This window comes from Pirellulaceae bacterium (genome assembly GCA_029243025.1).
Lineage (GTDB): Bacteria > Planctomycetota > Planctomycetia > Pirellulales > Pirellulaceae.
Window position 1 is genome coordinate 68,278 of sequence record JAQWSU010000049.1, and the last position, 25,508, is coordinate 93,785.

1 protein-coding gene is annotated in these 25,508 nt (G+C 54.6%); it reads left to right on the forward strand.

Annotated elements, in window-relative coordinates; genetic code table 11:
* A complete protein-coding gene (locus P8N76_24110) occupies window positions 1–25,353 on the forward strand; it encodes an SdrD B-like domain-containing protein (protein MDG2384775.1) in 25,353 nt (8,450 codons plus the stop codon).
* Window positions 25,354–25,508 lie beyond the last annotated feature (155 nt).

Consider the following 25,508-nt stretch of genomic DNA (forward strand, 5'->3'; position numbering starts at 1 on the left):
ATGGCAACATATTTCAGGAAAAGCGATTCTCCCAAAAACCGTAGTCGGCGCCGCTTGAGAAATAACGTGGCCGGGCAACACAGCCAAATCCGCAGCGACGCGATGCGCACCCAACTATTGCTTGAACCGCTTGAGGATCGCCGAATGCTGGCTGTCACGTCGGTACTTGACGACGATGCGGCTTGGACCGCTCAAGGACCGGCTCCGATCCTCAATGACGGTTCGGGCGAGGGAATTCCCGCCGAGCGGCCCGTTTCAGGTGCCATCCAGGCGGTCGCCACCCATCCGAGCAACGCCGGCATTATCTGGATCGGCGGCACGAACGGTGGCGTCTGGCGTTCAGAATCCCTGCTTTACGCAAATGACGGTCTCGACAACGATAATCAAAACGGAATTGATGACCCGAACGAAGTCTGGACGGCAACCTATGGTCAAGACTCGATTGACAACGATTTCGATGGCACGACGGATGAAGCAGACGAAGTTCATTGGCAACCGCTGACGGACGCGCAGGCTTCTCTCACGATCGGCGATCTCGTCCTCGACCCTTCGGACGCAACTCACAACACTCTCGTTGTCGGCATCGGGCGAGCCAGTTCGTCGGCTTTTCGAGGCGGACCGAATACCGGTGTCCTTCGAATCACGAATGCTTCGCAACCGGGCCCTGCCACGGTCGAAGAATTGGGCTTGAACGACGGCCGAAATATCTCCGGCGTGGCAGCAGGAATGACCGACGGTGGCGACAACGTGGTGTTGGTGGCGGCCAACTCGTATGGTGTCAATTCGGCGAGCCCGTCACTTGCTGGCCTGTATCAAATTGTCAATCCGGGCCAATTGAATGAGCAAGTAACGCTGATTTCAGGAAGCGGAAATCTTCCTGTCGGTCCGGCCTACGACGTCATCGTTGACCCATCCGATCACACTCGTTTTTATGCCGCTTTAGGCGGCCATAAAAACGCGGGTACATCAGGAGGATTATTCCGTACGGAGGATGGCGGAACGACCTGGACGAACGTAGGCGATAATCCGGTCATCAATATTGCTGTTTCGCCGCCTGCAACGCCCAATGATCTATCGATCTCGGCAAAGACGGGCTTAATCGAAATGGCGATCCACCATTCGGCTGCTGGAAATGTGCTTTACGCGGCGATCGTAAATGGTGAATCAGGAAACAATCGGTTGGATGCCATCTACTGGACGGATAACCAGGGCGCCAATTGGTCCGCGATGGATCTACCTCAAACAGTTGAGGATGGAACACCCTATGGCATCAACGTTGGCGGCCAGGGGAGCAGACATCTTTCTATTGCAGCTGACCCGACAGATCCAAACGTGATCTATATCGGTGGTGACCGACAGCCCGCGGGTATCGGCGAGGAAACGTCGTCTCCTCAGTTCCCGAATTCGATCGGGGCCACTACCTATGGGGGTCGTCTATTCCGTGGAAACATCGGCTGGCCACTTGGTAGCATCGCAGCCACCGGAAGCGTGTTGTCACCGCAATGGACTCATCTAACTCACACCAACACCACCAGCAACAGCGCTCCGCACGCCGATTCTCGCAATATGGATTTTTCTCCCGATGGGACATTAATTGAAGTCGACGATGGGGGCATCTATCGCCGTACCACGCCCACGCTCAATACGGGTGACTGGTTTTCGATCACCGGAAATTTACAGATTTCTGAAGTCTACTCGGTCGCATACGACTCCAACTCTCATACGATCATTGCCGGCTCCCAAGACAATGGTACGTCCGTACAAGACGGGGCTGGTCCGAACATGACCTGGCGCCAATTCTTTGGCGGAGATGGCGGCGATGTGGATGTTGACCCTTACACTTTAGCGAGTTCGAACCAATCCATCCGCTATTTCAGTGCACAAGGCCTGGGCGGCTTACAGCGGGGCGTCTACAACAGCTCCAATGCGCCTCAGTCATTCGAGGAGCTCTTCCCGACATCCAGCTTTCCTTTTGGTTTTAATGCCAAATTTGTTTCACCGCTGGAAGTCAACAAAGTTCCCCCGACCGATGCGGAACTAGCCGCGAATCAATCAACTCGTATCGCTATCGGTGGCACGAATGGCGTACTCGAGGCCAACGATGCAGGCACAGCAGTCGGTGGCGCCTCTTGGACACAGGTGCCAACCGATCCGAACTTTTCAGGAGTCAACAACTACGCGATGTCGTATGGAGGCGCTAAAAAAGGACTGGCTATTTTAGCTGCGACCAACACATCGCCAATCGTCATCACTTCTAATTCGCATGGTCTTTCCAACGGCGCGCAGGTGAAAATCAGCGACGTGCTAGGAAACACAGCTGCCAACGGCAGTTTCATTGTGTCCGCCGTGACTCCAAATACATTCACTTTGGACAACTCAACAGGAAATAGCGACTATGTGAGCGGCGGTTCCTGGCAGGAACTTAACCCAGACCTCCTTTACGTTGGCTCCGTAGAAATCGTTAACAAAGCATATGTCGGACAAGTATGGGTTCGCGATTCCTCAGGCGCTAATTTGTCACCCGGTGGCCCGCTGACCACCTCTTCCGGAGATGCTGCCGGAGTCATCCGAGACGTCATTGTCGACCCCGATGACTGGGAAACCGCCTATGCCGTGGACGAGGTGGGACATGTTTACAAGACCACCGATACGGGCGCTTCGTGGACCGATATCTCCGGCAATTTAAGAAGTTTACTCTCCAGCGCCACCATGCAAACGAGCGGTGTTGACGCGAACCTATGGGCGGCAGAAGTCCTGCAGAACATCGTCCTACCTGGCAGAGGAAGAACTCCGCAAAATGTGCCGGTCGTTGGAGGCGCTTTCGGTGTTTTCTACCTTTCCAATGATAAGACTCCTACCGGCGGATCCCTTTGGCGGCGTCTCGGAACCGAGATCCCCAACTCGATCGTCGTAGACCTCGATCAAGGAGTTGATCCAGATGGCAATGCCATTCTCGTCGCTTCCACGCTCGGACGAGGCGTCTTTTCCATCAACTTGCCAAAGGCATTTGGCCTGCGCCAGATGGTTGATCCCTTTAGTGAGGACGAATTGGATATTTGGATCACCGGCGCTACCATCATCACGCACGGCTTCGAGCCATTTGACGTGGCCGGAGACTCAATGCTGCCTCTCGCGACCGAAATCCGCAACGCGGCCGATGCCGGCAATGGCGCGTCTGGCGGCGCATGGTTACTCGATTTCGACGCAATAACGGGCGGATTCGACACGGTCGATTCCGTCTTACCCACCAGTAGCGACGCGGGCACGAGTGGCGAAATCGTCTTAATGTTTGACTGGAGTGAAGGCTCTCAGCACAACTCGACCGGTTGGACCGAAGCGGCAGGCGACGCGCTATTCGGAATGATTTCCGAACTCGGACTCATCGATCCGACTACAGGTAGCGGAGTCGATCTTCATTTCATCGGGCACGGTACGGGAGCAGTCGTGACCAGTGAAGCGGTCGAACGCCTGGCTTACTTCAACATCCCGGTGGATCACCTAACCTACTTGGACCCGCATGACTTCGATCAAGGTTTAGTCTTCGACGGAGCTCAGCAACTGGATACGCATGCCGCGATGGACCAGTACGGTGCAGCTGTCTGGAGCAATGTTGAGTTTGCCGATGTGTACTATCAATCCCGTGGTTCCAACGGATCATCCGTGGCCGAGGAAATCGTCCCATTAGGAAGACCCATCCCCGGTGCTGCCAATTATCAGATCAAAGCATCGACCTATCTGCCCAGTACGAATTATCAACCACTCAACGTATTTGGAGATCATCGTTATCTCTGGGAAGGTTTTTATCTTTCGACCATCAACGGCGAGACGCCGATTGACAATCAAATCGCAGGGCTGAGTAGCGACACCCCAAACCCTGCGACGCCAATTCCGATTAATGACATCGGATATGCCTACAGCCGAATCAAGAACAGCGAATCCAGGCCGAATGCCAATTTCTTCGCGACACCAGATCGAGGCAGCTGGACCGATGGCGAACTGTACAAGGAATTCGATCGCGTGGAATTCGGTGGAATGAATTACATTGCCACACGCACCCACACAGCCAAGGCCTCTGGGGTTACAGAACCCACAGCCAATCACCCCCCCGCCGCAGATTTCTGGCAGCTCACCACCCACCCCGTTCTGCCCCAAGATCATTCGCACACCCCGGAATACCTTGTCGACCCTCTCACCCAAGCACCGAACATGGGTGGCCTACTCGACAATCGACTCTCCGTCGACATGGTCACCAACGCCAAGCTTCGCCCGGAATGGAATCCACTCGAGATCACCAACGGCAACTTCGACGATGTCGGTGACCTGATTGGATTTAGCGACCGCCGGCTACCGGGCTGGAGCGACTTTTCCACGGCGCCAGAATTCGACCCCATCAACGTCGCAATCGACCTCAGTGCCAAGTATGTGACACTGGATGAGAATCAACCTGGCTTAACTCACAACTGGGTTTATGTTCCAGCGGAGGCCGAACGACTTGCAATCGATCTCAAAGTCACCCGTTTTAGCGGGAACGATCGTTTCGAACTCTTATTAGGTGACACCGTACTCGTCGAAGAAGCACCAGACACTGATGATCTGGACATGACATTTATCACCGCTGATTTTGAGACCCATCGGTTCGTCGTGCCCGCCTCACTGCGCGCCGGCGTGCATAATCTGACCGTACGACTGGAAGATGGTGGTGACAACGCATTCAATTCCGAACTGGCGATCGATAATCTGCGCTTTGAGGGATACTTGTTTGAAGCGTTGGCGGGTGACGTCACCCTGATCGATCTCGGAGCGATTGTCGCTGGCTCCGCCTTCAATCTGCTGGCGCCCTTGGTTCACGACGCCGGACAGGTCCATACGGCGGCAGATCTGGACCCGGTCGAGAGCCCCTTTGCCGATACCGGACGACTCTACTTGATGCCGGACTTTAACACGGACGGCAGCACGATCGTTTTCGATGATGATGACCTCACCCCCGGCAATGATGATTTCGCCACCATTCGATTCTCCGTCGATCTCGGCAGCGGCGCCGTTGAGAAATTCGCTCATGTCCGCGTTCTCGACGGTTACTCAACCTCGGGAGAAAACTCCGTCATTCTAGCAGGGTCGGTCGGGTCCTCGGGAATCAACAACGAACTCGAGGTCTACGAAGTTCAACAACGGCTTCGCTATTTCAACGCCCGGGGCAAGAACAACGCAGAAGTGATTGTGGACGGAATCGCTGGCACGATTACGAAAGATGCCATTCGTATCTTTCAAGCGCAAACCCAAGAGGATGGGCAGGGAGATCCGGCAGTCACCTCGTACTACGTGGACGGCCGCGTCGACGTCGGCTACCGAACCATCCGCTGGCTTAACTCGCCTCTCGCACCTTCGTGGGGCGAGGTCCGTACTCCTTTAATCAATCGAGTTGACTTTGCGGATGAAAGCTTTGCTGCGAGCTGGACGCGAGAAACAATGGAACGCGCCGTGACAGCCCGACCCGAATTAAAGCGAATCGGCGACTTCGAGGAATTCGGTGTCAACAATCTATCAGAATGGCCCGACAATGGTCCGAAATTCCATCCCTCGCCGTCCAACAAGGCGGGCAACACGATCGACTGGGAAATCGAACAAGATGCACTTCTGGGCACCGGCACCGGTACGGATCCCATCGATTTATCACTGCCTTTCGATATCAACCAACCGGCAATCACCCAAGCCGAACGAGATACCATCGAAGACGTATTAGCGTTCGTCGTCGCCGCCCAGGCCGCGGGTTCACAAGTAGATCGCGTGAACATTGGTGGAACGGGGGGCCAGCCTTCCTATCAACGAATCCGTTCCGTCCTGACGGCGTTAGGCGTACCGAATGTGACCAATTCCAGTGGTCGAAATAGCTATTTCTCGATCCACTTGTTGCCGCCCAACGGAGAATGGTTGCTACCGCAAGGCGTGCAAGACGGCCTGCTTTCCGTGCTCAACTCGCTTCGCGACAATTTAGCTTCTGCTTTCCTGAGTCAAGAGCTGCTACAAACCACACTTCCACTGGTCGATATGAGCATTGCCGACTCAATCGACCTGGCCACGGCCATTGGTGGGGGAATCGTCGATCCGATCACCGATCTGTTCAATACCGTCCCGGGGCTGCACATCCATCACCTCCAAGAGTTGCTCTCCGGCCACTCCTACGAACAGGACAACCTGCGTGCGGAGCTGCACAACGTGCATGTCGACATCGATTCGTCTGGATCGACCGATCATTTCCTGTTGCGTTTTGACCTACGGGCTGTCCAACTGAACGATGTCAATGCGGGCGGTGATTTACCACAGAACAGTGGCAGCGGACCGCAAAACATCCTTGATCCCACCGCGGCAGCCACTAACTTTTCCGTCGACATGAGGCTACCGATCCAAATTCGGCTGCCGGTCGACTTCGATCCATTATCGGACCCCGAATCGGACATCCTGCTCACTCCGGATGAGGTCACGATTAATGTGGCCTCGGTGAATATCCGCGATTTTGAGGCAAGTGTTGGCGTGATGCCTGTTCAGGTCCATCATGATCCCGTCGCCATGCTGGGGCAACTCGCGATCAGCTTTGCAGAAGCAGACGCCAACGGTCAGATCACTCTGGAACAATTGAATGACCCGTTTCTGAACGACGCGATCGCAACGTCGCCCGTCAGCAGTATGCTCGAGGGCGTCTTGCCATTAGAGCACACCTTCTGCAACCTCCTGACTCCGGGTGCAGCTCCGGAACTAACCATCTCGGCAGCCGATATTTTCACTGGCGTGCCCGCAGAGTTCGTCGGCAATGCTGATTATTCGCCGCTCATGATTTTCGAGAATCTGACGAATGTCGACATCGTCAGTTTCCTCAGCTCACTTTCAACCACGTTGTCGCGAATTTCCGCATTGACCGATTCCGGCGACGGATTGCTACAAAACATTCCCTTCGTGAGTCAGAGCTTGACGTCGATTATCGACGCAGGCGCGATGATCACCGATTTAATCGATGACTTGACCAACGGATCAGAGATCTTTTTCGAGAACTTCAATCAACTGGCAGAACGACTGCAAGAGGCGTTGGGAACAACGGCCGAAGCCTTAAACGTGCGTTGCGATACAAGCACGAATTCGGTTCTCATGGATCTCAATTTGGATCGTGAATATTCGCTTCCAGTGCCCCTAGATTTTGGCGAAAGCATCGGCCCACTTGATGTCGCAGCTGACTTCAACGCAGAATTGTACGCTCTAATCAGCGCCAATCTGACGATCGGATTCGATTTCAATTCGAGCGACGTTACTCCGACCGAATTCCTCAACACACCACTTGACGAACTGAATGGCGACACGGGTATCGACACCGTCGTCGGCCCAGACCTAGAAATCGTCCTCCCCAATTCTGTCTTCTCGTTTAACGATGTTGTCGGCGGGCTCTATACGACGGTTGTACCCGACACGCTTGCCACCGATCTTTACAAGGAAGAGCTTGACAACGACGTGCTATCCGTCGGACTGCTGGCCGAATTCAGCACCGCCGGTCATGCACTCACCGGCGGGGCCACCATTGACGTGGTGGATTATGGCGATCGTTGGACCATCCAAGACGGTAGCCACGTTTACGAACTGGTGGCCAATGGCCCCACGGCCATCGACGTCACGGTGTCATCGATGATCGTCGTTGATCTCGACTCGTTGGCAGCCAATGCAACCGTGGAAGATGCTTTTAACCTAATCAATAGCGCCACCGGCGGCCAAGTCAGTCACACCGTAGTTGCCGACCCCGACAGCGGTTTGGCTGCCGGTTATCGACTGGATTACGCTGGAATTCCCGTCGGCGCAGAACCCGTTTATTCGATCCTCCCAACCGATGGCTCCGAAGCCGCTGGCGATCTCGGCGTTTTCAGCCAAGACACAAGCGGAACGGGTGTCGTGACGGGTACCATCCGCACACGAGCTCTGGCCGATCGCTTCTTTATCACGGAGGACAGCGGCGTCTCATTGAGCGCCGGTCTGCTGGCTGACGATATGGAAGTGTCCGCTTCCTTTGGCGGACTGGGCTTAGCCATCGTCAACGGCGATTTGAACGTAGCGGTCGACAGCTCCATCTCGTTAATCGACCCAGGCACGGGAGTCAACGACAACGGACGACTCACACTAACCGAGATTTTTGATAATTCGCTCGGCGACATGATTGATTTCCAGATCCCCACCATCACCGGCAGTGGCCGCCTACCGCTAATTGGCCAATCTGAAGGCTTTGACATCAACGGAGTTTTGGGCATCGACCCGAATCATCCCTACACCGAAGCCGAGGACATCATACAACCTATTTTGATTGAAGATGGACCTGAAGTTCATATCTCCATCACCAGTAACCCACTGAACATCAACGTCACAACCAATCAACAATTCGATGATATTATCGACGGCTTTCAACACTTCAGCGTCGATTCAGTCTGCGACGGCATCCAGCAATTAATCAGCCTGATTCGCGATGCCGACATCGACGTGTTGAACAAGGACTTGCCACTCATCAACAAAAGCGTCAATGATCTGATTGAGGTTGACGGAATCCTTCAATCAATTGTCGACGTACTTTGTGCCGATCCCGAACAGCTCAAAACCCAAGTTCAGACGATTGTCGACGAGGAACTCGACAAGGCGGATGCGCCTCTGGGGGCCATTCCCAACATTTTCAACGACTTGGATGCCGATCAACAAGCCACCATCACCGAACTTCACAATGCATTGATGTCGGCACTGGGCCAAGCGAATCTCTCCGATATTCCCTCGCTCCTCGCGGGTGTCGTCAGCGGATTCAACAGCTTTATTGAGAGCCTGCCACCGGAAGTTGATTCCAGCCAACTGTCAGCGGTCATTTCCAACATCGACAATTTGCTGCCGTCCGCCGATGGTATCGAAGCCACCGTGGAAGATCTACTTGGACTAGCCCCTGGTGATTTCCTCATCGAGTTCATCGACGCCGACGGCGATTTATTGACCCCCGGCTTGGCAGCCGTCGCTCGACTCACACTGGGCGTCAACCACTCCGAGACGCTACCGCTTGATTTCGACTTTGGTGACGATATCCCCGTCGACATCGAAACCGGAGGTGATCTATTGGTCGAGTTGGGTGGCGAACTGCAACTTGATTTTGGCGTTGATCTTACCGAAGGTTTGGATGCAGCCGATCGCGGATTCCTGCTTGCGTATGACAATATGACGACGCAAGGAACCGCGGCCAAGCTAACGGCCAAAGTGGAAGCCACCGGACTGAACATGGATATCGTCGTGGGTGGTATCGGCGGAGCCAACATCGTGTCAGGCGGGCGAGTTGAACTGAAAGATCTCCACACATCGACCACCACCCCCACCAATGCGAACGGCGCAACAACGAATTTCACCATCCCAACACCCGTTCCCGGTCCCGCCCAGGATTTGGCCTTCGTCAGTGTGGATGGCGTCGTTCAACGTAGCGACGCCTACACGCTCAATGTGGCGGGAAACCAAATCACCTTTACCAGCGCTCCTGCCGCCGGCCCCGTCATTGTCCACTATCCTGATGCCAGCAACGCTGCTTCCTTGCGATTGGATCTGGTGGATGCCGCAAGTCCAGGTGACAGCCTGAAAATGGTTCCCTTCAGCGAGCTATTCGATGCGGGTGACGGTTTATCCGTCGGTGATTTCCTCGATTTCTCTGGGATCGACGGCATGCTTGGCGCTCACCTCCCATTCAATATTCCTCTCGTCAACCCATTTGATGTACGTGGCTTTATCAACCTCAGCGACCTAGGGGATTCCAATAGTTTCTTCTTGGAATTCCCCACAGATCTTTCGTCATCGCTGTCAACCGCCGGCAGTGCTGACTGCGATGTTCCGGGAATGGTATCAGGGATCCAAACCTTCCTCGACGTACTTGACGTGAGTCTTCAAAGCGAGGTCATGCAACAACTGCCAATCGTCGGAGACATCACTGCACCTGGAGGTTTCTTTAGTGACGTACGCGACGTGATCGATACCATGCTGCTGGCACTTGCCGACACAGACAGCTTGCGAAACTTCCTCTTCGAAAACCTGGGCGAGGGAACTCCCGCCGGTACGGGTGCGAAGCTAGACATTCTCCGCGATGCAAATGGAATGTCAGTCAACACACTCGCCGAAATTGGTGACTTTTCGGATCCGGCTCTCGCCAATCAAGCGGTTTTGCCCAGCTCCGGAAGCTCTTGTGCAGCCGTCAAGCTGCGAATTGGCGACTCGATTACACTTCCCGTCCAATTTGATCTGGGACTGGACTCTTTTGTCTTCGATGTGGAAGCCAGCGGCGGACTCGACCTGACGTTGGATTATGATATCGAAATTGGATTAGGGATCGACAAGGCCAAGGGCATCTATTTCATTCTCAATGATGATCCGGCTGATCCCGAAATCGAAATCAGCCCGTCGGTCACGTTACAAGACGGCACCTCGCTCACAGTCGACCTGTTTTTCCTTCGCGTTTCGGCCGAGGAAAACCCGAACGGTGATCCGTCAATTAAGACCGGGCTGACCGGATCGATTGATTTAAACATCAACGGCTCCACCGGTACTCCGTCCGAGCTACCGTTGGGCGACATCACTTCGACACCGTTTGCCGACTTGTTCGATCTCGATCTGAACGTCAATGCCATCGTCGATCTGCAACTCGAAGGAGGGACGACTGACCCGAATCTGCCTTCGGTCAAGGTGAACTTCTTCTTGGACTGGCAATTCGATGCCAATTTCGGCGATCCAGATCCGTTTGAAGGAACGCTAAACAGTTTTGGCTTCGATGATTTCCGGATCGACCTGGGAGGCTACGTCGCACAGGTGCTGCAGCCGATCGTCGCACAAATTGACGAATACCTGCAACCGCTTGATCCATTGCTGGAATTCATCGGGCTTGAGCTTCCGATCATCTCCCAAGTTTCCGAACTGCTTGGTCAAGGCCCTGTGACGGTAATCGACGTAATCAGCCTCTTCGGCGAGGGCGCGGATTCCGTCGCCGAGGCACTCGATATCGTGCTCACGATTCGAGAAATGATTGATCGCATTGGCAATTCCCCCTCCGACTCCTTTGAAATCAGTTTCGGTAACTTCGACATTTTGTCCACCGGAAAAGATCCACGTGATGAAAATGCCGATATCTCACCCAGCGAAGATGGCGGCACGATTACTGGCGAAGAAGACTTGGACGACAAAATTGCCGACGCCGAGGGCGACAACTCAGCTGAAGGGTTCTTTGCGGGGATCCTCAGTACGCTGCGTGAAATCGGCATTGAGTTCCCGCTTCTAGATGATCCTTTTCAGGCTTTCAATCTGCTGATGGGTCAACCCGTCGACTTAGTGACTTATGACTTGCTGGGCACCGAGGAACATGACCGACTGGAAGCCGGCTTCGATTGGGGCATCAGCCTCGGCATTTTGACTCCGCCTGTGCCGCTTTACGCCAACATCTTTGCGGGCTTCGACGTCTTCTTCGACCTTAAAGTGGGCTATGACACTTATGGGCTTCAGACCACGGGCAAGGCCATCGACGGATTCTATTTTGGTGACGACCGCCCGTTATTTGGTATTTCGGCTGAATTTGGTGCCGGGGCGGAGCTGAATGCAGGTCTCATTTGGGCCGGGGTTCAAGGCAAGTTGGCTGCCGATGTGGGCGCGGGCTGGAACGAGGTCGTTGAAGACGACAAAATGCGTTTCGAAGAGATTGCCCAGCGACTCGGTCAAGGAATTGAATGCTTATTCGAGTTACGCGGCAGCATGGACGCAGTGATTGAAGCCTATGCAGGTATGGGCATCAACATCTTTGGCGCGAAAATAACGATCTTTGAAATCTTCATTGATATCTTCCGGGCGACGGTATTCGAATTCACCGCCGGATGTCCTCCTTTGCCGCCACCCGAACCCGCTCGCATGGTTGGCAACGAGTTGACCTTGAACATTGGACCGGACGCACCGTACCGACAAGCGGGCGCCGAAGACGGCGATGAGGCAGTCTCCGTGGAATACGATGCGGACGTTGACCAATACATCGTGAGCGGATTTGGTGTCATCCAAGAATTTGCGGGTGCCTCCGTCTCGTCGATTTCCGGCGACGGTGGAATCGGTATCGACGAAATTACGATTGACGCCTCTGTCGTCATCCCCGTCATCCTATCTGGCGGTAGCGAAGACGATGTCCTGGTCGGCGGTTCTGGACCGAATGTATTGCAGGGTGGCCCGGGTGTCGACCGACTTACCGGACGAGAAGACAACGACACGCTTTACGGCGATGACGGCGACGACACCCTCCTGGGTGGCGGCGGTGATGACCTCATCGAAGGGGGTGAAGGAAACGACCAGATTCGAGGCGACGATGGAAACGATACGCTGCTCGGTGGAGATGGTGACGATGATCTTTCCGGCGGCCAAGGAATGGACACGATCAGCGGTAACGATGGCGACGACCATCTTTCGGGTGGTCCCGAAGGCGATTCTCACTCCAACACCTTAAGCGGCAATGATGGCAATGATGCGATCGAAGCCGGTGGCTTGGGAGACACCATCTTCGGCGACGCAGGCGACGATGTGATCAACGGCAACAGCGGCCCGGATATCATCCACGCCGGAACCGGCAACGACATCGTTCTTGCCAATGGCGGTGCCGATCAGATTTGGGGGGACGACGGCAATGACGACATGGACAGCGGCCTAGGCGATGACATCTTCTTCTTCGATACGGTTGGCGGCGCGTTCGAAGTAGACCGCGTGCAAGACCTTACCAACGGTGGACTCGATCGGCTTGACTTCTCCCCGTTAACCGCCAGCGATCCCGTGTCCGTTAATCTACTCAATGGCAAAGCCTCCCACACCAATCGTCGTGTCGAAATCTCGGTGCCATTCGATTTCGAAGACGCCACCGGCGGTGCCGCGGATGACACATTTTATGACAATCGTCGCAACAACACCTTCCAGGGCAATGACGGCAGCGACAAGTACTTCTTCCATCGGGCCGACGGGCTTAGCAACGCCACGCACATCGACACTATCAACGAACAGAATGACCCAACAGGTTTGCATGACGAGATCAACTTTGCCGATCTGCCCGTAAGCGATCCACTCGTGGCCGACGTTTCTGCGGCTGAAACAGAACTGGCGGGAGTCACGATTGCCGTCCACACGACGCGGACCCTCGTGACCGCCTCGAATGGACAGCGTGCATTCATCGAAGACATCACTGGTGGCGCTGCCGATGATCTGATTCACGGCAACGACGCCGACAACCTTTTAGTCGGCAATGCGGGAAGCGACGAAATTTTTGGAAACCCCGGTGGCGATGAGATCTATGGCAACGCTGGTAGTGACACGATCGAGGGTGATGCGGGTGCTGATGTCATTTTTGCCGGAACGGGTGATGACATTGCGTATGGCAATGGCGGTACAGATGAAATCCATGGCGGTCCAGGCATTGATTACATCGAAGGAAATAGCGGCAGCGATACGATCTACGGCGACGCCGGCGATGACGACCTGTTTGGCAACATTGGGGCGGACAATATCTATGGCGGCACCGGCAATGATTTTGTCTTTGCCGGTAGCGGGGATGATCATGCCGAAGGCAACGCCGGCTTCGACACCATCTTCGGTGAAAATGGCAAAGACACGATCCTGGGCGGCACAGGCGAGGATCGTCTGTTCGGGATGGCTGACGATGATACGATCGAGGGTGGACCCAGTCGTGATTTTATCCTGGGTGACACGGGCAACGACACTCTACTTGGCGGATCCGGTGACGACTTCATCAGCGGTGGCGGTGACAGCGGCAACCAGTCGCTCGATCCGTTGGCATTGACACTCAATGACAACGATTTTGGTGACCGCATTTTCGGCGGCGACGGACACGACTTCATCGTTGGCGGCTGGCCAGTCGGATACAGCGCCTTGCAGGAGCTCGTCGGCAATCTTTTTGTCGACATGTTTGCCGAAGCAAACGCACCACCGCGCCCGATGATTTTCACGCCATTCGATTCGCCGCTGAATTTCATCGATCTGTTTCTCACTCCCGGAACGTTTACATTCCCTCGTATCCCCGGTGGCGACAGCACGGTTACCTTTCAGTCAGGCCCCATCGCCGGATCGGACCAGGATGATTTGATTCACGGTGATTTTGGCAACGATCTGTTGGTTGGCGACGAGGGTGACGACTATCTCTACGGAGATTGGGGAAATGACGTGATGTTCGCCTATCAAATTAGCGCCACGGAAGCGACGCTTCCCAATACGACCGACCGCCTTGAAGGTGGCCCGGACAACGATTCGCCCATGTGCGGCACCAACGGAGAGAACCTGTTTATCGGCGGCAGCTCCGAACAAAATCTCGACTATATCCTCACTCATCCCGGCGCGCCGTTCGCGAGTCCGATCTCGGGTGGATACACGTTCGAAACGTGCTTCGACGAAACTCCGGAACTACTCGACAATTTACCGGTCGAAATCCACGGCCAAAAATATCGCGACAACGACGGCGATGGCGTTCAGGGCCCGGAGGAAAATGGCATGGACGGCTGGACCATCGAACTTCGCGATATCGATGGCAATTTGCTCGCCAGCACGGTAACCACAAGTGTGGATTTGAATGAGGATGGAGCCATTGACCCCTTCACCGAATCGGGACTTTATTGGTTCACGGATCTGGAGGAAGAAGAAGACGGCAATGTCGAATCCATGTTGGCAGGCATTTATCTCGTTTCTGAAGTCTTACCCATTGGCTGGAACCAAACGCAACCTGTCCCTGGATATGAATTAGCCTTGGACTCAGGCGACGTGGCTCAAGCGGTTGAATACAACTTTGGGGGAGATCCCATCCTGGCTTACACGTTGGCCCTCGATTCAGGACTCTTTCCTGAAGATGTTGAAATTGCCACCGAGGTCAACTTTGGAAACATCGAGTTATCCACGATTATCGGATTCAAATGGGAAGATCTCGACGGAGACGGTATTCGAGATCCTGAGGACCCCGGTCTTCCGGGTTGGGAAATCACTCTCCTGAAAAACGACCTTAGTTTCAGCGAAACCGTCACCACTGACGCGGATGGTCAATTCCGTTTTAACAACGTCGAGCCCAATGAGTTGCCCGTTGAATGGGCTCTGCTCGAGAATCTCCAAGCGGGATGGCAACCCACAGCACCTGCAAGCGGACTCCATGTTTTCGACGTCGGTGTTGCCGAGACAATCGACGAATACAATTTCGGAAACGTCCAACTGGGGGCAATCAGCGGAACCAAATGGCACGATCTTGACGCTGACGGAATCTTCGACGAAGACGAAATCGGGATCGCAGGATTTGAAATCTATCTTGACGTAAATCTCAATCGACAATTTGACGCTGGAGAACCGGAAACGACAACCGATGGAGATGGCAACTACACCTTCTCATTACCAACGTTCGACATCCTACCTGGCATTTATGTGGTTGCGGAAAAACCGAGCGCCGGCTGGTATCAGACCTACCCCGGCGAAGCCGAACTGGGTCTGCATATGGTCGAAGTCACCTCGGGATCAGTCTTCACCGACCTGAATTTCGGCAACTATTCCAAAGGAACGATTTCCGGTGTTAAATCCTCGGACCCGAATGGCGATGGCGATCTGAGTGATGGAGCTCCCCTGCCAGGATGGACAATCTTCCTTGATGAAAATGACAATGGAATTTTGGACGATGATGAATCATGGCAGATCACGGACATCAACGGATTCTTTTCGTTTCCCGACTTAGAACCGGGTGACTACATAATCGCCGAAGTGCCCCAAGATGGTTGGGCACCCACTTATCCGGAACCGCACGTAGATTCCGGGCGGCGAGAATATCGAGCCGAACTCAAATCGGCATCACTGTTCCTCGCTATTTTCGGCAACGCTCCGTCGATCGACATCGAGGGATTCAAATGGCACGATTTGAACGCAGACGGCATTCGCGACGCGGACGAACCCGGCCTGGCCAATTGGACGGTCTACCTCGATCTGAATCTCAACGGTGAACTTGATTTCAATGAGTTCAATCAGCCCGACGAACCGACAGCGGTAACTCGTTTCGACGATCCGTCCACGGAACAGATTGACGAAACGGGCCAATACTCCTTTAACGATCTTCCGGTGGGCACCTATGTGGTCGGTGAAGTGCAGCAGGACGGCTGGCAGCAAACGTATCCCGCTCCACCTAATGGAACTCATCTGATCTCCGATAATTCCGAACCGCCATACCAACTTGACTTTGGCAACGTGCGCACGGCCAGCATCTCAGGTTCCAAATGGAGCGACGTGGATGGTGACGGTGAACGCCAATATTACGACAACATCCCGAACAGGCCTCAGGGTGACGTCGGCTTGGCCGATTGGGTCATCTACCTTGACCTGAACGAAAATGGAATTTTGGATGCCAACAACGAGCCATTCACCACAACAGCCAACGATAATCCGGACACCGAGGAAGATGAAACAGGACGATACACGTTCGACGATCTTCTCCCCGGATCCTACGTGGTCAGGGAAGTGTCTCAGTCGGGATGGATCCAATCGTATCCTGGCAAAATCACCAACAAGCCGCACCAAATTTCACTCGAGCCTGGCGAAGCTTTAACGGAACTCGATTTTGCCAATGTTGAGTCGGCTGATATCGTTGGACGCAAATGGCTCGATGCGAATGCGAGTGGTCGCCAAGAACAGGGTGAGCCGGGCCTTCCACGCTGGACGATTTACCTTGATCTCAATCTAAATGGGCAATTGGACATCAACCCGTTTAATCAAACACCCACCGAACCGTACCAGTTGACCGATGACAATGGAGACTACCGCTTCACCCATCTTTTGCCGGGCACCTATGTGGTCGCCGAGGTCCCCGGGGCGCATCCCTGGCATCAAACCTATCCAGACGCCGCTAACCTCAACCGTCATGTCATTCAACTAACAGCCGGCGAAACGATCCGAGCCGTTGACTTCGGCAACCGTCGATTTGGGGATTGTGACAATGACGGACGGGTTCACCAGCGTGAACTGGTGCAATTTGCGGAGGCATTTCACTCGGAAGTTGGCGATCCCAATTTCGGCAAGCCGGGCATTGGTCAATACAACATCTGCTTCGATTACGAATTGGATGGTGATGTCGACTTTGCCGATCTCTACCAATTCCGCCTGGCATTATCGCCGGCGCTACCCGCCACGATCGCCGCCCAAGTGCCTGCCCCCCCCGAACCAACGCCACCGACACCCTTCGCCGATTCGGATGGGCCGGTTGTCAAGCCGACTTGGGACGACGTCCCTGTACCACTCGCAGCGTTGAGCGATCCTTGCGAGACCGATCTCTGCCTCACACCTCCCGGAGAACCGGGACAAGGGGAAATCCATGGCTTCAAATGGCTTGACTTGAATGGCGATTCACGCAGAAATGACAACGAGCCGCCACTGGCAGGCATCACCGTTTACCTCGACCTGAACAACAATGGTCGACGTGATCGACTGCCGTTTAATGGTGCCCTCGCCTGGGAGCCCTACGATATCACCGACCCAGCGGGAGCCTATGACTTCTACGAACTGCCGGCCAATGATTACGTCGTTCGTGAAGTGATAAGCGACAGCCTCATTCAAACCTACCCCACCCATCACCAGCTTGTGTCGACCTACAACCCGTCGACCATTTTTCAGTACGATCCGGACACGGAACGGGCTGACCTGTTCGCCACCGTCAATATCGACCAATCGCTGGCAGGATTATCCTACTCAACGGCAGATGAGCGGGTTTACGGCATTACCGATGATGGTCAATTAAACGTCATCGAGGAACTCCGTGGCGTCTCGCGCACGATCGGCCAAATTGGTTTTAGCCGGCGTGAATTCATCCCCGTATCCGTTGGCGAGGGTGATGTCGCCATCGACGGTAATTCCTTCAGCCTACCGAATGCAGACTATACCGCGACAACCTATTTTGTCGTTGGCGCCGACCAACCCTTGGAAAACCACATTTTTCGTGCGCAACTGGACTACACCGGATGCCACGACGATCCAAACGCACTCCTGTCATGTCTTCCTGCTTTATCGATTGGCCAAGACTTGGGGCGACTGTTCGACCAACTGGAACTCCATGACCTATCTGGCGCGACCGTCGATGGAAAAGGCAACCTGTTTGTACTTGCCTTCCAACGAAACAATCTTCCCGCCGTGGCTGGCGTGAATGTAGATACCGGACAATACGTAGGTCCTTACACGATTCCCGTCGAAGACAATCAACTCCAACTGGGTGGTATCGATTTTGACCCCGTCACGAAGCATATGCATGGCGTGATCAGCGGCTCCGACAACAATTGGTATTTCACCATCGAGCCAGGAGGACGACTCCCTGAAATCACGGTCCGCCCCGTGCAACAAGACGATCAATCTGACCTGCAATTCATCCGCACCGACGCACATCGACTCTTTTTGGATGCAGACGACGTGGTGGACGGCGCTGACTTCGGCAATTTCGCCGAAGCCTCAGGATCAATCCATGGTATCAAATGGGAGGACATCGATGGCGACGGGCGGCGTGGCCCCAACGAACCGCTTCTGCCTGGCTGGACGATCTACCTCGACTTGAACAACAACGGAGTGGCGGATCGGGGCGAACCGTCCCACGTCACCAACGACGACCCCGACACTCGCACTGACGAAACCGGCTTGTATTGGTTTACGGATCTGCCAGCGGGAGAATACACCGTGGCCGAGGTTCCGCAAGATGGATGGATGCAAAGCTACCCGTCCAATCAAAATTACTGGAACTTTGAGAATTACGAAGCCGGGACTCGATTTGAATCCGGCGATACCTTTGAAACCTCAGCGGATGACGGCCAGGTAACCACGGTGGCGGTACAACCGTTTGTGTTCCAAAACGGCGAGCAATTCGCAGGTACCGTCGTGTTCGACAGCCAGGGAACTGCCGGCGGAACGGGCAGCGACATTAGTCTGAATTCTGCCAATCTTTTGTTTGATTTTGCCCCAACAGTCAGCGGAGCGTCACTGCTGTTCGGCGATTTTGGTGGCAACAGCAATCTTTCCATCAACGGTGAATTCGCTTTCGCAGAAGAGCTGAGCGATCTGCACAACACGACCCTTGGTGGCGTTTCCGTCTCCGTGCAATACTTCGACAACACACACGGCATTCTGCAACTGAACGGCAACGTCGATTCCTTCGCAATCGGCGGCCAAGAACTATGGATTGACCGCTTGTGCGCACGCCTGGCACACACGGACGATACACCTGACGCCACCCATGTGATCGATCTTTCTTTTGGCGAACGGATCGACAACGTCAATTTCGGCAACATGAAATTGGGCGAGATACATGGCCGCAAATGGCATGACCGCAACGGCAATTCAGAACCTGACGAGGGAGAATATCTCGAAGGCTGGACGATCTATCTCGATTTAAATGGCAACCATCGCTACGACGATGGCGAACCGTCGACGGTCACCGATGCCCAAGGCCGCTACTGGTTCACCGGTTTAAAGGACAACACGTACACAGTCGGTGAAGTCGTACAACCAGGCTGGGAACAAACCTATCCCGCCTCACACCCCGGCAAGGATCTCTTCCAATTTGAGGATGTCGCCCCAGCAGCGAACTACACGTTCGGCCAGAAATTCAATATTTTCGCTGCCGCAGGTAGTGCAGCGTCTGTCACCGTCGGACCATTCGTCAACTCGGGGGGCAACACGACAACAAATGGCACCATCAGCGTCTTGGAACAAGGAGTCCCCGTCAACCAAGCGTTGAGCATCAATAATGCCACCGCCGATTTCCAATTCGGCGAAACACTGACCGGAATCACGTTGTTGTTCAGCGACCTGGGAGGTAACGTCAATCTCCGAATCAACGGCCAGCTAGAAAACCCGGGCAGCATGGCGAGTCTGAACAACACGCTCGTCGGTGGATCGCTGGTACAAGTCAACCAACTGACCGACAACATTGGCGTGCTAAACATCAGCGGAGAAATCACCAGCTTCGCCGTTGGCGGACAAGAGTTCTGGATCGACAATCTGATCATTTGCGGCCAACCTATCCCCGGAACAGGCGTGCATACCGTACCTGTCAGGGGTGACATCCACCGAGAAATCGATTTCGGCAATCGTCGACGCCCCGCCAAGATTCACGGCACAAAATTCCACGACCTAGATGGGGATGGGGTTCGCGGTCCCAACGACCGAGGAATCCTGAACTGGCAAATCTATCTGGACAACAACAACAACGGTCAATATGACGAAGGCGAACCTCTTGAAACCACCAATCAAAATGGCGAATATTGGTTCATGAATTTAGAGCCGGGCCAATACATGGTTCGTGAAGTGGAACAGGATGGCTGGACCCGAACGGCACCTCGAGTCACCTTCACCGACAGCCAACATTCGGCAGGACAACTACCGATCGCTTTGGCCTCTGGCGACCTTGATGGCGACGGCACGGTGGATCTTGTCGTCGCAGATCCAGGTACGGAAAGCATCCAGATTCTGACTGGCCAGGGCGATGGCACTTTCTCTGCTCCGACAACGATCGGCACTCCCACCCTTCCATCGGACCTGACATTAGTCGATCTCGACGATGACGAAGACCTTGATATCGTCGCCGTGTTGCCGACCAGCAATGAGTTGTTCACCCTCTTTAACGCGGGCGATGGTTCCTTCGCCACCAGTCACTCGATGGACACCGAGGCGTTCCCGATGACCATCATCTCTGGCGATTTTGATGGTATCAACGGGGCGGACATTGCAGTTGGACATGGTGCCAGCGATACCACCACCGTTTACCTAAACAACGGCTCAGGCAGTTTCGAAGATAGCTTGAACCTCATCACCGACGCACCATCTCTGGATTTGGCCGCCGCTGATTTCAACCACGACGGACGACTTGATCTGGCGATACTTGGTCAAGCAAATCGTCGCATTTCAGTCTATGTCAACGAATACGATGTGGAAAACGCGGCCTTGTCATTCGGCCTTGGTGCACAACTGACCGTCTTCCCCAACGACACACGACTTGCCGTTGACGACTTTGATCAGGATGGAAATCTCGACTTTGCCACGACCAGTTTCTCAGAGGGTTTAACCAGCGTATTCTTTGGCCTCAGTTCGGCGGCAGAACTCACTTACGGCCCGGGATTCTCCTTAGCCGGAAGCATTGCCCCGATCGGAATTTCCACGGGCGACCTCGATGGAGACGGCCTGCCTGATCTGGTCACCACGGACCGAGGCAGTGATGACTTACGGATTTTCTTTAGTCACGGCAACCGCAGCTTCAGCGCCTCGCTCAGTTATGACGTGGCCAAACAGGCCCAATTCGTTTCTTTAACCGACCTCAACAACGATGGATTCCTGGACATTGTCAGCGCTGATACAAATTTGACACAACCCGGTGTGACGACACTGCTCCAGGGTCCCCGCGACGGATACCTAGTCGACATCAACTACGAAACACCCGTTCACATGGACCTGGACTTCGGGAACTTCCGTAACGGCCGCATCACGGGTCGTAAAATCCACGATCTAGACTGCAACGGCACGCTGATCGGGACGGAACCTGGACTCGATGGATTCACCATCTACATCGACCTTGATGACGACGGCCTTCACGATTCGGATGAGCCATTCGGCATTTCCAACCTGAATGGAGATTATCAGATCACGAACATTCCACCCGGAACCTATAGCGTCCGCGAAGCATTGTTCGACGACTGGGTACAAAGCACACCCGTGACGGGGCGGCACATCGTCACGATCTCACAAAGCGGTCAGACCATCGCCGACGTAGACTTCGGCAATTTCCAATACACTCCGCTTCCCGATGGCAAGGATTGGATGTACGGTTTTGACGCAAATGACGTCATGTTCGGCGACAACAACGTTGCGAACCCCTGCATCCTAAGCCTCGGTGATAACGACCACCTCTTCGGCAATCGAGGCGACGATATCCTCCACGGCCAGTTGCGGAATGACACCTACTATTTCGAGTCAGCCATTGACACCAGTGTGGAGACAGATGTCATCGAGGAACTCGATGACGGCGGCACCAACGAACGTTGGGATGAAGGCATTTTCGATCAACTCCACTTCGATGGCGTTCCCGAAAAGTTATTCGACGGCGTCGGCGGCAACGAACCGATCATGATCGACATTTCCGGTGCTTCGCCTGTATTGTTAATTCCGAACCAGATTGCTGAACACACGAGCCCCGCCGGCGGTATCCACGTTGTGGTCACCCAACAAGCTGGCCAGTTCGATTTCATCGAACAGATGGTAGGAGGTCAAAGTGATGACACCCTCGTGGGCAACTCACGCGACAATCTCCTCGATGGCCGTTCGGGTTCGGACATCGAACAGGGTGCTGCGGGAGACGACACTTACGTCTTCGTTCCCGGAAATCCAGGTGACAATGATCAACTGATTGAAACAATCGGTAGCGACACCATCGACTTCAGCCGAATCCCGGATGCCGTCACCGTTGACCTTGGTACGCCACCCAGCTTCACGGTGGCACCGGTAATCGCCCAATGGGGGTTGCCACAACAAACGGTCGAAAGCCCGGTCCCAGGACTTTACGAAAATGTGATCGGCACCGTCGAGTCCGACATCATCCGCGGCAGCGATGCCAACAACCGTCTATTTGGCGGCGGCAACAACGACAGTCTCTATGGACTGGCTGGCGACGACGAATTAATAGGCGGCAACGATGACGACCAGTATCTGTTCGTGGACGGATTCGGCACCGATCTGGTTATCGAATTAGTTGGCGGCGGCACCAATGACATCATGGATTTCACCGCCGTAACAACTCCCCTCACGTTTACGATCGGCTCCGACATCAGCGTCACTGACGGTATCAACACGGCCACGCACGACGCGTTAGAAGTAGAAACCGTGCTTGGAGGCCTGAGCTTGACCGACACGCTTATCAGTGGCGATGGAGACAATTTCTGGATTATCGACGGAGTCGACACCGGCACGTTAAATGGCGTCGTATTCTCGGGAATTGAAAACCTTGAGGGCGGAATCGGCAACGATATCTTCCAGTTCCTCCCCGGAGGGCAACTCACCGGTGGCATCAACAGTGGCGACGGCAACGACACGTTTGACTTCAGCCTGGGCGGCAGCGTCGGCGGATTGGTCGAAGGCGGTCTCGCCAACGACACGATTCTCGGTAATGACGACAACCGACTCTGGACAATCACCGGACTCGACGCAGGTACAGCCACCGGCATCGGCAGCTTCACCAGCATTGAAAACCTCACCGGCCGGACTGGCGTCGACACCTTCACCCTGAGCGGGGGAACCTTAACGGGGACCGTTGACGGCGGTGACAATGACGACATTTTGAATGCCGACAACACAGCCAATCTTTTTACGCTCAACGGCCCCAATCAAGGCAGTGCGACCGGCATAGGAACCTTCTTATCCGTCGAACATCTGGTGGGCAACGATTCGTCCGATCATTTCGACATGGGAACTGGAAGCCTCTCAGGATCAATTGATGGTGGCCTGGGCGCTAACACACTGACTGCCAGCGATTCCCCGACCACCTTTACGGTCAACGCCCCCGACGCAGGCTCCTCAACAGACGTTCCAACCTTCAGCAACATCGGAAACCTTACCGGTGGCGTCCACTCAGATACCTACCAGCTCGACGGTGGAACGCTTTCCGGACTCATCGACGGTCAGGGCGGAACCGACAACTTGGTCGCCGACAATGTCGCTAATACCTTCACTTTGACCGGCACCGATACAGGAACCGCAACAGGAGTCGCCCTGGGATTCACCCACGTCGAAAACCTCACCGGCGGCAACCTCAACGACACCCTGATCATTACCGGCGGTTCCATTGCAGGTACCTTCCGGGGCGAAGCTGGAATTGACCTGCTCCGTGCCGACAATCTTGCGAACGTGTTCGGTACCATCGGCCCGAACACGGGCTTCGTCAACGGCGTCGGACTATTTGTCGGCGTGGAAACCCTCCATGGTGGCAGCATGCCTGACCGCTTCGTTCTTTACAACGGACCTTTCCAAGGTGAGATCGATGGCCAGGCCGACAGTGACTCAATCGTCGCTTTCAACCTCCCCACCATTTTCAACCTTACCGGAACGGATGCGGGAGACGTGGGCGGCAGCACAACCTTCTCCAATATCGAACATCTTCGAGGCGGGACCAACGACGACGAATTCCACGTTTTAGGTGGGACGCTAACAGGCGATTTAGACGGCGGCGATGGAGTTGACACCCTGTTCGCCGATGACACGCCCAATACATTCGAAATCACTGGCATCGATGCGGGTACCCTTAACGGTCTCCCCTTCGACAACATCGAGAATCTCCAAGGCGGAACCGACACCGACCAATTCGTCGTGAATGGGGGAACTCTCTCTGGCACAGCCGATGGCGGCGGCAGCACCAACTCCTTGACCGCAGACAATACGTCCAACCTATTTATTATCGACTCCGCGAATGGCGGTACGGTTGGATCCGTCAACCGCTTTGCGAACATCGAAGCACTGACAGGCAATGCTTCAACCGATTATTTCTGGCTTTCGGGAGGAACGCTTTCCGGCAACGTCGATGGCGTTTCGGGCACCAACTGGTTGCTCGGAGATAACATCCCCAGCGAATACACCATCGATGGTCCAAACGCGGGACAGGCAACGGGAATCACCAATGGATTTGCAAACATCTCCAACATTTACGCTGGAACCGATCCAGACACCATTACCCTAACCGAGACGGGAACTCTTTCCGGAAGCGTCAACTCCTCAGACGGCGATGACACCTTCGAAATCACCCCCGCATTGGGCATCCTACTGACAGTTGCCGGCGGCAACGGACTCGATGAAATGACGGTTGATGCTGGAGCCGGGACTCCAAGCATTTCCGCAACAGCCGTAACCGTCGCACCTGGTGGCGCGACGGTCAATTACAGCGACATCGAAACGGTTGCTGCCACCTGCGACGCCTGTATCCCGCCGTTACCGGCCTTGGTCGCCGACCCGACCACCGTGCCTGCTCAGCAGGTCACCGGCGACTCGAATCACGATGGCGTGTTCGACTCTTCCGATCTGGTCACGGTATTCTTATCCGGGGAATACGAAAACGATATCGCTCATGATTCGACATTTGAAGAGGGCGATTGGAATGGCGACATGGATTTCGATTCTGCGGATCTTGTTGCCGCATTCCAACGTGGAGCTTACCGCACACCGGTTGACGCACAACGTGACGACATCGCTGCCGCGGTAGACTTCTTCTTCGCGGACGAGGACGAAAAAGAAAAGAAGAAACCGCATGTCTTCCTCCCCTAAGAGACAAATTCGACCTTCAGCTCAGTAACCATCCGGACTCCGCATCCCGGGCGCGTCACCGCGGCTGGTTTCATCACCTGGCAGCCACAAATCCGTTACACTAAAGTAGGGGCCCTGTTGGCTTAACAACAAGGGCCGAATGGCTCGACGGTTCG